At 70.3% G+C, this 12,244-nt stretch carries 11 protein-coding genes, 1 tRNA gene and 1 pseudogene; 8 read left to right on the top strand and 5 right to left on the bottom strand.

Features of this window, described 5'->3' with window-relative positions; genetic code table 11:
* Positions 1–86: 86 nt before the first annotated feature.
* Positions 87–566, top strand: coding sequence for a hypothetical protein (locus GTW43_RS09885; protein WP_161301258.1), 480 nt, complete (start codon positions 87–89; stop codon positions 564–566).
* Positions 567–707: 141 nt separating this feature from the next.
* Here GTW43_RS09885 and GTW43_RS09880 read toward each other — a convergent pair whose 3' ends face one another.
* A complete protein-coding gene (locus GTW43_RS09880; protein WP_161301257.1) occupies positions 708–1,055 on the bottom strand; it encodes a hypothetical protein in 348 nt (115 codons plus the stop codon).
* Positions 1,056–1,550: 495 nt separating this feature from the next.
* Complete coding sequence (locus GTW43_RS09875; RefSeq protein WP_161301255.1) at positions 1,551–1,859, bottom strand: hypothetical protein; 309 nt, start codon at positions 1,857–1,859, stop codon at positions 1,551–1,553.
* 626 nt (positions 1,860–2,485) lie between these two features.
* Between GTW43_RS09875 and GTW43_RS09870 the strand changes: the two are divergent.
* Together GTW43_RS09870 and GTW43_RS09865 are read left to right on the top strand one after the other, a co-directional pair.
* A pseudogene (locus GTW43_RS09870) lies at positions 2,486–3,024 on the top strand (winged helix-turn-helix domain-containing protein).
* Positions 3,021–3,548: a transposase gene (locus GTW43_RS09865; protein WP_202501272.1), complete on the top strand. Its 528-nt coding sequence runs from the start codon at positions 3,021–3,023 to the stop codon at positions 3,546–3,548. The pseudogene GTW43_RS09870 and the gene GTW43_RS09865 overlap by 4 nt, the downstream one beginning before the upstream one ends.
* Before the next feature lie 3 nt (positions 3,549–3,551).
* Here the strand turns inward: GTW43_RS09865 and GTW43_RS09860 are convergent, their stop codons facing one another.
* Both GTW43_RS09860 and GTW43_RS09855 read right to left on the bottom strand, forming a co-directional pair.
* On the bottom strand, positions 3,552–4,046 hold the full coding sequence (locus tag GTW43_RS09860) for a hypothetical protein (RefSeq protein ID WP_161301252.1): 495 nt from the start codon (positions 4,044–4,046) through the stop codon (positions 3,552–3,554).
* Positions 4,047–4,146: 100 nt separating this feature from the next.
* The gene (locus tag GTW43_RS09855) at positions 4,147–4,947 is read right to left on the bottom strand and encodes a helix-turn-helix domain-containing protein (RefSeq protein ID WP_343245955.1); all 801 of its coding nucleotides are present in this window, start codon (positions 4,945–4,947) and stop codon (positions 4,147–4,149) included.
* Positions 4,948–5,471: 524 nt separating this feature from the next.
* Between GTW43_RS09855 and GTW43_RS09850 the strand changes: the two genes are divergently transcribed.
* Positions 5,472–6,098: a GNAT family N-acetyltransferase gene (locus tag GTW43_RS09850; RefSeq protein ID WP_161301250.1), complete on the top strand. Its 627-nt coding sequence runs from the start codon at positions 5,472–5,474 to the stop codon at positions 6,096–6,098.
* 23 nt (positions 6,099–6,121) lie between these two features.
* A complete protein-coding gene (locus GTW43_RS09845) occupies positions 6,122–7,207 on the top strand; it encodes a hypothetical protein (RefSeq protein ID WP_343245954.1) in 1,086 nt (361 codons plus the stop codon).
* A gap of 83 nt (positions 7,208–7,290) precedes the next feature.
* On the opposite strand, the gene GTW43_RS09840 is transcribed toward GTW43_RS09845, so the two are convergent.
* Positions 7,291–7,362 (bottom strand) — tRNA-Cys (locus GTW43_RS09840).
* Positions 7,363–7,615: 253 nt separating this feature from the next.
* On the opposite strand from GTW43_RS09840, the gene GTW43_RS09835 reads away from it, so the two are divergent.
* The 3 genes from GTW43_RS09835 (at position 7,616) to GTW43_RS09825 (ending at position 12,178) form a co-directional block, all read left to right on the top strand.
* Positions 7,616–9,106 carry an MFS transporter gene (locus GTW43_RS09835; RefSeq protein ID WP_161301248.1) on the top strand — a complete coding sequence of 497 codons (1,491 nt, stop codon included), beginning with the start codon at positions 7,616–7,618 and terminating at the stop codon, positions 9,104–9,106.
* Positions 9,107–9,415: 309 nt separating this feature from the next.
* Positions 9,416–11,206: a DEAD/DEAH box helicase gene (locus GTW43_RS09830; protein ID WP_161301247.1), complete on the top strand. Its 1,791-nt coding sequence runs from the start codon at positions 9,416–9,418 to the stop codon at positions 11,204–11,206.
* A 327-nt stretch (positions 11,207–11,533) separates the two neighbouring features.
* Positions 11,534–12,178, top strand: coding sequence for a helix-turn-helix domain-containing protein (locus GTW43_RS09825; protein WP_161301246.1), 645 nt, complete (start codon positions 11,534–11,536; stop codon positions 12,176–12,178).
* Positions 12,179–12,244 lie beyond the last annotated feature (66 nt).

The raw sequence follows: 12,244 nt of genomic DNA, 5'->3' as shown, positions 1-12,244 counted from the left end.
ATGGTCTACCGTCGCCGCATGAGGCGCTGAGCCATGGCATGGGCCTCCTCGTTCGCCGGCAGCCGGTGGGCGGCAATGCTGATCCGGTGAAGAAGAAGCTGCTCTGCGCCGGAGTGGCGCTGGCCACGCTCGCCGGCGGGCTCATCGTGGCCTGTTCGTCCGGCACGTCGGGGCGGTGCGTGCCGAAGCGGACCGCGCAGGTCAGCTCGGCCGAGTTGGAGGGAACCTACCGGGGTTCGCATGACGCGGACGGGGCGCGGATCACCCTCAAGACGTCTCCGGGTGAGTTCGGCGGCACGATGACCGTCCGGCGTTGGCCGACCGACGACTTCCCTCGGTACGGCGGGGACAAGACATTCGACGGCTCGGGCAGGTGGCAAGTGAGCAGGACCGCCGGCTCCGGCAAGTACCCCATGCTCAAGCTCTCGTTCGAAACGCCGGAAGACCCACTCGCCACTGCGGGCACGGTCGCGCTCCTGTCGATCGGCGTCGACGCGAAGCATTCCGTGCTCTACGACGACGCCGACCCGGACACCTGCCCGGCCTTCCGCCTGGAGCGAGAGTGATGTTCTCCCGACCCGCGAAGGACCGCAGCTCCCAGAAACAGTCACGTTTTGGGGACAGCAGAAGTCTGCACGCGGCTACGACCGCTCACTGACACCTATGGTCCCGACGTACCGGTCCCGCGGTTCGCAGGCCGTCTGAGGCTATGACGTGATCGGCTTCGGAAGTTTCTCGGGTAGATCTGCCACCGCTGTGCATTCGGCTTCGGCAGCCACGTGGCGGGCGATCGAGTTGAGGATCGTCATCAGCTCGTCGGCGGACCCATCACTCCGAAGCTTTGCCGACGCTGAATACAGTGCGGCCTTCACGTATTTGGTGTCGCTCTGGAGCGAGTCGCCCTTCTTGGCCTCTGTCGGGCATTGGAAAAACAGGTTCGCGCCGTTTGTGCTGACGGCGGCGTAGGCGCCGATCGGATAGTTGACCTGATCGTTCCGCGTGTTCTCGTCGCGTGCGGTCGGGTGAGATTCTGCTGCTTGAAATTCGATGTCCAAGATCGGGGTTCCACTGCCGTCACCTGGCTTATAAATGGAGCAAGAGCTCCGCTCTCCGGCATCCCCATGCAGGTGTTCAACGGATCTAGCTACGGAGAACGTACGGGGCTCGCCAGCGTCGTTCGTTCCTGTGAGTTCCTCGAACCGGTCGGCTCCAGTCACCCTTTCCAAGGCTGTCGCTGCTGAAGTATCGAGCGTACTGGCGCAGACCTTGCTCGCCGGGACAGCCGTTTTTTCGTGCGATTCAGCTTTTCGGTCGCCTGGCGAGTCGCTGCAGCCGGTTGCGGCGATCGTAAAGGTGGCCAGGAAGAAGGCGGCTCGCCGAATGGATCTTATCTCCGCCGATCGCTGCACTTTCCAGTCCCTTCTCGGTCTTTGTGCGGCGCCACTTTTGCCTGGTCGTACATCGTCGTGCAAGCTGCCGTCATGGAAAGGGGAGAGTTGACGCGCTTGCCGCAATGATGCGCATCGCTGAGAGTGGCTCCGTGTGTGGCTTCACTCTAGGTATTCGGCAAGGGTCGGGTTGTCGACCTTTGCGAGATCGAGTAGTTCGGAAACATGTACTTGCAGTTCGGATTTCTTGAGCAGGCAGGACTCCAGTGCGGCTCCCATGGGCAGCATCGAAGGCGAGGTGGTCTCCTGGGTGGCGCCTTCCATATATGGGTTGCGCTCAGAAGTGAGGCGGCGATAAATCACTGCAGCGATTGCTAGATCCTGAGTGGAACACTCTTGTGCTCCCCGGCTGCGTGCAGGCTCCTGTGTGATGACAAGAATCTCGTGAGCTCCGTCAGACATCTTGCGCATTCAGCCACGCCTCCAAAGCGTGCGAACGGGAGAGTGGAACGTAGGCAGGGTCCAGATGTTTCCGTGCCTTGGTGCGGTACCGCCAGTTGCCGATCCGCTTGGGTGCGGTGGCATTCACATGAATTGCCTTCCCGGTCTTGTAGCTGGTAACGGTTTTCCCGTGACTCGTCCATTCTCCGCCGCGCATGATTTGCAGCTGGGCCTGCGTGTTCGCGTCGTCGAGACTGTCCGAACACAGCACCTGAACGTAACCAGTGACGGTGGTGGAGTTGGATGCCCATGGAGTACCCGTGTTCTTGTTCCATTTTCAGGTCACGGGGTGCCTGTTATCCGGACCGTCGGCCGACGCGGAGCTTGATTCTGTCACGGTGGCAGCATCAGGAGTGGATAGCCATGAGGGTGGCCGCGGTTGCCTTGAGCTTGATCATGAGAAGTCTTGATCTCGAATTTCCCGGGGAGGGTGTCGTGCACGGACTGCACGAACTCCCGCATCGTTCGATAGAGGCGCGTGGCCATGTCACCCACTCCGTGTGGTTGCTGCTCATGGGCGGAGCCACTGAACTTGATCGGGTGATGTCGGGCCGTTCTCTGGACGGCGTGGGGGTGGCTTCGGTAGTCCTGCGGCGGTGAGATACGCGCAGGGTGGTGGCTTGACCAACGTCGAGAGACCCGCGCGGGAGCGTGTTCGGCACGAAGCCGTGGCTCGGTTCGAGGGCGGGGAGGGGAACCGGGATATCGCTGCCGCGTTGCGGGTCTCGGAGCGGTCGGTAGAACGCTGGCGACGCCAGTGGCGCGAGGAAGGCCTGGCCGGGGTGGCATCCAAGAGATCACCTGGTCGGCCCCGACTGTCTGATGTGCAAATGGCCAGGCTGGAGCGGGAGTTGGCGTGCGGCCCTCTGGCACACGGTGGGTCGATCAGCGGTGGACCCTGGCCAGGGTGAAGACACTGATCGGTCGATTGTTCCATGTGTCCTACACGGTCGAGGGCACTTGGCGGCTGCTGAAGCGTCACGGCTGGAGCTGGCAGCAACCGGCCCGGCGTGCGATCGAGCGTGACGACGATGCGGTCGAGCTGTGGAAGCGAGAGGTGTGGGCGCGGGTAAGAGCACCGCGGCGGCGAACAGTGGCTGGGTGGTCTTCGAGGATGAAGCCGGCCAGTCGATGACGCCGCCGCGTGCCAGGACCTGGGGCCGTAAGGGCAGCACTCCGGTCGTTCGTGTGCGCGGTCGGGGCTCGGGCCGCGTGTCGATGGCGGGCATGACCTGCTACAAGCCTGGTGAGCGGTCGCGTCTGATCTACGCGATCCGCGAGTACCGGGGCCGCAAGGACCAACCGAAGGGCTTCGGCTGGAAGGACTACCGCGACCTGGTCCTCCGCGCCCGTACACAGCTCGGCGGGCCCATCGTGCTGGTGTGGGACAACCTGCGCATGCACCTGGTCGCGCCGCTGCGGGACTTCTTTGAGGCCAACGCCGACTGGCTCACCGTGTTCCAGTTGCCGACGTACGCCCCGGACCTCAACCCACAGGAGGGCATCTGGTCGCTCGTTAAGCGCGACATCGGCAACCTGGCCGCCGCCGACCTCGGCCAGGTCACCCGTGCCGTGAAGCGCAAGCTCAAGATGCTTCAGCACCGGCCGGAGGTCGTCGACGGCTGCCTGGCGGGCACGGGCCTGACCCTGTCGGTGTGATCGTCAGAAGAAGCCGAAGAAGCGAGCCCACCAGGTGGGCCGCTGAACATGCGAGGGCAGTCGGCTCGGCCCGTCGTAGTCGCTCTCCAGCAGTTCCTCGGCAATCACTACATAGCCGAGCCCAACCAACGCCCGGTTGGCCTTGGCGAGGTCAGCGCCGTCCAACTCGCCCTCGGCTTGGGCTTCCTCCGTTCCGAGGAAGGCGCCCGGGTTGTCCGCGCAGACAAGCGCCAGCGAGCCGAACTTGCTCACGCAGACGACGATCCGGGTTCCGCATACGGTCGCCTCAGCCGGCACGACGACGCGTCCGTACTCGCTGGAGTCCTGGGTGTCCTGCTCATCCGTGCAGCGAGCTGCGAAGTCGCCTTCGAGTCGGGTCAGTAGACCACCGAAGCGGGCTGCGGTCTCGCCACGGTCGTAGTGCTGCGGCCACTCCAGCCACTCCGGATCATCAAGCTCGCGCAGCAGCGCCAGCAGAACTGCTTCGCTCTCGACCATGCGCTCATCTTGCCGAGCCAGCCATAGGTAAAGCGGCGCGGGGTGCCACCACGCTCCCCGTCCCCGACATCACTCATTCAAGTTCAGCAGCAGATTCAGGCTAGGCCGCGGCCCGTGACCCGTTCGTGCATGACATGCACCGGCCCGGTGCCGGTGAGCGGAACGCCCGGTCGCAGCCTTCGCAGTTCTGGAGTGGGGCCGGGCGCGCGTCCGGGCCGGGCCGGTCGAGGGGCAGTGGCGGGCGCGCGGGGCGTGGTGGTGGCAGGTAGGCCTCGATACGGTGGGCGAGGAGGCCTGCCGGGTGGTGGAGCGGGGCCGTGGGGAGGTCGGCGGTGAGGGTCCGGCGGACGGCCTCGGGAGGGATGTTCCGGTCGAACCATGTCGTGACGCCGGGGGCCAGTCGCGCCACGTCGCGGGCCGGGAGTGTCAGGCGTGAGTCGATGTGACGCAGGCCGATGAGGAGGGCGACCGCCGGGTCGGAGTCGTCAAGTTCCGTCGGGGCGACGGGTTTTGCGGGCCCGGCCGGGCGCGTGGCCCGGGGGCAGGGAGTCGCGGTGCCCGATTGCGCGGCGTCGGCGGGTGCCGTGGTGGGGGCGGCGGCCGTGGTGGCCCCGGGGTGGTTGTGCGACGTGGTGTGCGTGACGACGCGGCCGGAGGGGAGGCGTTCACGGGTGCGCGAGAGGTACCCGTGGGTCTCCAACTCCCGCAGGGCTCGCGCGATCCGGACCTCGCCCTCCGGGAATCGGCTGCTCAGGGCCTTGATCGTGATGCTCGCACCGGACGGGAGCGACTGGATGTGCGCCGCCAGGCCGATCGCGGTCAGGGAGAGGCTGCTGTGCTGGAGCAGATGGTTGCCGATCACCGTGTAGCGGGTGGTGTGGCGGTGGTTGTCGTGTCGCACACCGCCGCTACGGGTCACGGGTGCGGGTGACGTGGGCCGGTCGGCGGTGCGTGCGCAGGCGGGGGCGCTAGGCTTGTTCACAGCCATCGGGAAGGGTCTACTTCCTGGGTGGTCAGGCCCTCGCAGTGGGATGGCAGTCCCGGCGGGGGCCGAAGTTTTTTCGGTTGTCGTGCCGAGAGCGTGGATGGCGAACTGTGCTCGATGCAAGCCCAGTTGGCATTTTCCACTCGTGAGGGTGATGGCGGCCGTGCGGGCCCGCCACGGGGGTCGGGGGTGGTTGGTGGGTTGTTTCCCCAACGTGCTTTTTCTTTGGACGGCGGGGGCGGCCGAGGGCCGGTCGACCAGGCCGTCGCAACCTCGATCCGGTCCCTCCGTCCGGTCCGGGGAGCGGACTTCGGTCCGGTGCGGAGAGTGGACTTCGGTCCGGTACGGAGAGCGGGCCTCGATTCCGTACGGAGAGCGGGCCTCGATCCGGTCTGCGGTCGGCCGATGTCCCGCGGGGCGGCCGTGCCTAGACTCGCCCGATGACCACCATCGACCGTGACACCGGGGGCGGCACGGCCCGCCCCGCCCTACGGATCCGCCCCGGCACCGCCGCCGACGCGCCCGCCCTGCTCGACATGCTCGACGGGGCCGTGGCCTGGATGAACGCGCGGGGGAACACGCAGCAGTGGGGCACCGTGCCGTACTCGCAGACGAACGGCGGCACCGAGCGCGTCGAGCGGTACACCACCGTGAACCAGCCCTTCGTCGCCGAGTTGGACGGCGTGCCCGTGGGCGCCGTGGTGCTGGACACCGGGCCGAACCCGCAGATGCCCATCGCGCCCGCTGCCGAACCCGAGCGCTACGTACGGCTGTTGATCACCGATCGGCGCCGGGCGGGCCTCGGTATCGGATCCGCGCTGCTCGCGCACGCCGCGCAGGAGACGCGGCGGGCCGGGGTCGACCTGATGCGGGTCGACTGCTGGGCGGGCGGCGGGGGCGAGCTGGTCGCCTACTACGAGCGCAACGGGTTCACCCGCGCCGAGACCTTTCTGTCCGGGTCGTGGCCGGGCCAGGTGCTGGTCCAGCGGGTCGGAGCCGGAGCGGGAGCCGGCGCCGACGGCTCAGCTGCCGACGGCTCGGCCGCCGACGGCCGGACGCAGGGGTAGCGGGAGTGCGCGGGGGGTCATGGGTGCGCCGTCTGCTGCCCGGGCGGCGGACGGCCGTGATCGGGGTCGTCGTGCTCGCCGTCCTGGCGGGGGCCACATGGGTGTACAAGCCCTGGTGGCAACCCTGGTGGTACGCCCGCACCCTGTGCGGCGGCGCGCTCTCCGGCGGGGATCTCGCGGATCTGCTGCCCAAGGAGCGGTTGCGGGCCGGTGAGGACACGTTCGGCTCGGGCGACGGCACGTCCGTCGCGTGCGAGGTGGACCGGCCGGACGGGTATCACTACGTCCTGCGCGCCGAGGCCACGACCGACGGCGCGGAGCCGGACGGGCCGCTGGACCTGGAGTTCACCATCCCGCGCGATCCGCAGTACCTCTACTCCCGGGAGATCCCGGGATTCCACGGCAACCTCGGACCGATGATCGTCCAGGACTGTCCGGCGCTGGGCCGGGACGCCGAGGGCCGGATCAGGCGGCTCGTCACGAACGTGTACTCCCTCGCGGTGGAGCGCAAGCCGGAGGCCACGCCCGCGCGCATGGCCGTGCAGATCGCCAACCGGGCCAACGACGAACTGGGCTGTGGGGCAGCCAGGTTGCCCGTGCCCGACCGGCTCGAGCCCGCGCACCGGCTGTCGTTGCGGCAGGCCCGCGCCACGATGTGCGGGGGACTGGCGCGCGCCGCGCTGCCGAGGAGCCCGTCGGGGAAGGACTGGCAGGTGCTCGCGCCCACCGGCGGGCGTGCGCCGATCAGCAGCTGTTCCCTCGTGGACTCCGGTACGGGACGGACGGCGGCCACGTTCACCGGCTGGTACGGCGACTGGACCGACAAGCCGTTCGAGCGGCTGCTGGGGGCGAACGTGCAGATCCCCGACGGGCACAGCGTCCGGGACGCGCTGCTCGGCGAGAACTTCGGGCGGGCCACGGCCCGGTGTGCGGGCGAGTCCGCGAACTTCCTCGTGAACAGCTACGCGCCGCACGGCACCGGTCCGGTGCTGCCCATGAGCGAGCTCCGGGCGCTGCTCGGGGTCTTCGCGAAGGAGGAGGCCGGCCGGCGCGGCTGCGACGGTCTGGAGCTGCCCGGGCGGACGGTCTATCCGGCGCAGGACAGGTGAGCCCAGGAGGCACCGGAAGGGCGCCCCGCCGCAGCGGGGCGCCCTTCGTGGCGGCGCAGTCCGGCGCCGTCGGACTGCGTCAGAGGCCGTGACCGGAATCGAACCGGTGTGCTTCGCTTTGCAGGCGAATCCCTAAGCCACTCGGGCACACGGCCGGGATCTGTCTCGGGTGGTTTCCCCGGCTGACAACGACCGTACGAGGGGGCCTCGCCCGCCTCAAGGGTTCCGCGCCCCCTGCAACACGACTGCCATACGCCGTTCACGGCCCCTGCGGGCGACCCTGCCGGGCGGGCCGGGCGGGCGGACCGTGCGGGCGGGGCGGACGGGCGGTCGTACGACCAAGGGACCAGGGGGAAGACCGTCTTCCGACAGGGGTCAGAGGGCGGTACGGCCCTTACGCTGAGGCGCATGGCCGCCCTCGAAGACGACGTCACCGCCGACGCCACCGCCGACATCCCCGCCGTACCGCTGTCCGCCGCCGACGACCCCGCGGCCGGGTCCGCCGCGCACGGGCGCGGGGTGCTCGGCCGGACCTACCGTGCGCTCAGCGTCGGGATCGTCACCGTCGTCCTGCTGATCGCCTTCGAGGCGACCGCCGTGGGGACCGCGATGCCGGTCGCCGCGCGGGAGCTGGACGGGGTGTCGCTGTACGCGTTCGCGTTCTCCGGGTACTTCACGACCAGCCTCCTCGGGATGGTGCTGGCCGGTCAGTGGGCCGACCGCAGCGGGCCGCTCGGGGCGCTGAGCGCGGGGATCGGGGCGTTCGCGGCGGGGCTCGTGCTGGCCGGGACCGCCGGGAGCATGTGGCTGTTCGTGGCGGGGCGGGCCGTCCAGGGACTCGGCGGCGGGCTGGTCATCGTCGCGCTGTACGTGGTGGTGAGCCGGGCCTACCCGGAGCGGCTGCGGCCCGCGATCATGGCGGCGTTCGCGGCGAGCTGGGTCGTGCCGTCGATCGTGGGGCCGCTCGCGGCCGGGGCCGTGACCGAGCACCTCGGGTGGCGCTGGGTGTTCCTCGGCATCCCGGTGCTCGTGCTGCTGCCGCTCGGGCTTGCGCTGCCGCAGATCAAGCGCCGGGCCGGTGGGCCGCCGCCCGGCGGAGCCGGGGGCCGCGGCGTCGACCGGCGGCGCGTCCGCCTCGCGTTCGGGATCTCGGCCGGGGCCGGGCTGCTCCAGTACGCGGCGCAGGACCTGCGCCCGCTCTCCCTGCTGCCCGGCGTCGCGGGGGCCGCGCTGCTCGTGCCGTCCGTGCTCGGGCTGCTGCCGCGCGGCACGTACCGGGCGGTGCGCGGGCTGCCGTCGGTCGTGCTGCTGCGCGGGGTCGCGGCGGGGTCGTTCATCGCGGCGGAGTCCTTCGTCCCGCTGATGCTGGTCACCCAGCGGGGGCTGTCGCCGACGCTCGCCGGGTTCTCGCTGGCGGCGGGCGGGGCGACCTGGGCGCTCGGCTCGTGGGTGCAGTCGCGGCCCGGCCTCGAGCGGCACCGGGAGCGGATGGTCGCCGGCGGCATGGTGCTGGTCGCCGCCGCGATCGCGACCGCGCCGAGCGTGCTGATCGAGGCGGTGCCGGTCTGGATCGTGGCGGTGGCCTGGGCCTTCGGGTGTCTGGGGATGGGGCTGGTGATCTCGTCCACGAGCGTGCTGCTGTTCCAGCTGTCGGCGCCGGAGGAGGCCGGGGCGAACTCGGCCGCGCTGCAGATCTCCGACGGCCTGTCGAACGTCGTGCTGCTCGCCGCGGGCGGCGCCGCGTTCGCCGCGCTGGGCGGGGGAGCGGTGGGGCACGGGGTCGCGACAGGGGCGGGCGGCTCGCACCCGGGGGCGTTCGTCGCGGTGTTCGCGCCGATGGCGGTGGTGGCGCTGGCGGGGGCGTGGGTCGGCACCCGCCTGCGCGCGACGGAGGCCTGAGCGGGGCCGGGGCCGGTGCCGGGGCCGTGCCGGTGTCGTGCCGGCGCCCAGGGCCCCTGGGGGACGGGCAGTTGATCTGTGACCCGTGTCGCAACGGGATCCGGCGCGGCCTCGTCCACCGCGCCGTCCATCACGTCCCCGGTAGGGTGGCCCGGTTGTCATACGTACCTGTGTCCTACGTACCCCGTGCCATACGTACCCGTGTCCTACGTACCCGTGCCGTCCAGCCCCGAGTAACCGGAGACCGTGACTACTGCCCGCCCGTCACCCGCCGCCACCCGCAACGGAGAGCCCTCCGGGACCGCATCGATGTCTGCCAGCACCTCCTCGTCCCACCACCTGTCACCCGCCTTCCCCGGCCGCGCCCCCTGGGGCACCGCCAACAAGCTGCGTGCCTGGCAGCAGGGGGCCATGGAGCGGTACATCCAGGAGCAGCCGCGGGACTTCCTCGCCGTCGCGACCCCCGGGGCCGGCAAGACGACGTTCGCGCTGACCCTCGCCTCCTGGCTGCTGCACCACCACGTCGTGCAGCAGGTGACCGTGGTCGCGCCGACCGAGCACCTGAAGAAGCAGTGGGCGGAGGCGGCCGCGCGCATAGGGATCAAGCTCGATCCCGAGTACAGCGCCGGGCCGCTCAGCAAGGAGTACCAGGGCGTTGCCGTGACGTACGCGGGCGTCGGCGTGCGGCCGATGCTGCACCGCAACCGCAGCGAGCAGCGCAAGACGCTCGTCATCCTCGACGAGATCCACCACGCCGGTGACTCGAAGTCCTGGGGCGAGGCGTGCCTGGAGGCGTTCGAGCCGGCGACCCGGCGGCTCGCGCTCACCGGTACGCCGTTCCGCTCCGACACCAACCCGATCCCCTTCGTGCAGTACGAGGAGGGCAACGACGGCATCCGCCGGTCCTCCGCCGACTACACGTACGGCTACGGCAGTGCGCTCGGCGACGGCGTCGTGCGGCCCGTCATCTTCCTCTCCTACAGCGGCAACATGCGCTGGCGCACCAAGGCGGGCGACGAGATCGCGGCCCGGCTCGGCGAACCGATGACGAAGGACGCGATCAGTCAGGCCTGGCGCACCGCGCTCGACCCGCGCGGCGAGTGGATGCCGAGCGTGCTGCGCGCCGCCGACGCGCGCCTCACCGAGGTCAGGAAGGGCATCCCGGACGCGGGCGCCCTCGTCATCGCCTCCGACCAGGAGTCCGCGCGGGCGTACGCGAAGCTGATCCGGGAGATCACCGGCAGCAGGGCGACGCTCGTGCTGTCCGACGACGCCGGGGCCTCGAAGCGGATCGACGACTTCGCCGCGAGCGAGGACCGCTGGATGGTCGCGGTGCGGATGGTGTCGGAAGGCGTCGACGTGCCGCGGCTGGCCGTCGGCGTGTACGCCACCACCATCTCCACGCCGCTGTTCTTCGCGCAGGCGGTCGGCCGTTTCGTGCGCTCCCGGCGCCGCGGCGAGACCGCGTCCGTCTTCCTGCCCACCGTCCCCGACCTCCTCGGCTTCGCCAACGAGATGGAGGTCGAGCGCGACCACGTGCTCGACAAGCCGAAGAAGGAGGGGGAGGAGGACCCCTACGCCGAGTCCGAGCAGGAGATGGACGAGGCGAACAAGCAGCAGGACGAGGACACCGGCGAGCAGGAGCAGTTCTCGTTCGAGGCGCTGGAGTCCGAGGCCGTCTTCGACCGGGTGCTCTACGACGGCGCCGAGTTCGGCATGCAGGCCCACCCCGGCAGCGAGGAGGAGCAGGACTACCTGGGTATCCCCGGGCTGCTCGAACCCGACCAGGTGCAGCTCCTGCTCCAGAAGCGGCAGGCCCGGCAGATCGCGCACAGCAGGAAGAAGCCGGACAGCGAGGCGGACCTCCTGGAGATGCCCGCCGAGCGGCGGCCGGTCGTCTCGCACAAGGAGATGATGGAGCTGCGCAAGCAGCTCAACACGATGGTCGGCGCGTACGTCCACCAGAGCGGCAAGCCGCACGGCGTCATCCACACCGAGCTGCGCCGGGTGTGCGGCGGGCCGCCGAGCGCCGAGGCGACGGCGGGGCAGCTGCGGCAGCGCATCACGAAGGTCCAGGAGTGGGCCACGCGCATGAAGTGACCGATCGGACGCGCTCGTTCCGCATTTGTTGTGGGGTGTGCGGACCGGGGCAATCCCGGTGATCTCCGGCCGCTCGCTGACCGGATTCTGGACGGAGTCTTCCGCTCAGCGGGACGTCCTCGCTACATTCCCGGGAACGCACACGCCCCGTGGCAGCGCCGCCGCGGAGCGCAGCCGGTACGCCCGAAGACCGTCGTACGCGCACCCAGCCGAACGCAGCCCAGGGCCTGCTACCGACCGGCGGCCTCTGACGCGCGTCGCCGGACGGGACCGGCGGCGCAACCGCCGTGGAGGAGACCGCCTCCCTCACACTAAGGAGTGGGCGTCGTGACCGCGGAGACATCCCAGACGCTCGACCGGGGACTACGGGTCCTCAAGCTGCTCGCCGACACCGACCACGGGCTGACCGTGACCGAGCTCTCCAACAAGCTCGGGGTCAACCGGACGGTCGTCTACCGCCTTCTCGCCACCCTGGAGCAGCACGCGCTGGTCCGGCGCGACCTCGGCGGCCGGGCCCGCGTGGGACTCGGGGTGCTGCGGCTCGGCCGGCAGGTGCACCCGCTGGTGCGCGAGGCCGCGCTGCCGGCGCTGCGCTCGCTGGCCGAGGACATCGGGGCGACGGCCCACCTCACGCTCGTCGACGGGACCGAGGCCCTGGCCGTCGCCGTCGTCGAGCCGACCTGGACCGACTACCACGTGGCCTACCGGGCCGGTTTCCGCCACCCGCTGGACCGCGGGGCCGCGGGGCGGGCGATCCTCGCGTCGCGGCAGGGCGGGGGGTCCCTCGACCCGGGGTACACGCTCACGCACGGGGAGCTCGAGGCGGGGGCCAGCGGCGCGGCCGCGCCGCTGCTCGGGGTGACCGGGATAGAGGGGTCGGTCGGGGTCGTGATGCTCGCGGACGCCGTCCCGGAGCGGGTGGGGCCGCGGGTGCTGGACGCTGCGCGCGAGGTGGCGGACGCGCTGCGCTAGCCGCGGGCCGCACCGGTCTTCGGCTCTCCGTCCGTGGGGGCTGGTCGCGCAGTTCCCCGCGCCCCT

The sequence above is a fragment of the Streptomyces sp. SID5785 genome, from assembly GCF_009870065.1.
Taxonomy (GTDB): domain Bacteria; phylum Actinomycetota; class Actinomycetes; order Streptomycetales; family Streptomycetaceae; genus Streptomyces.
Note: the sequence above shows the minus strand (reverse complement) of the source record. Positions and strands in the feature narration are given on the sequence as shown.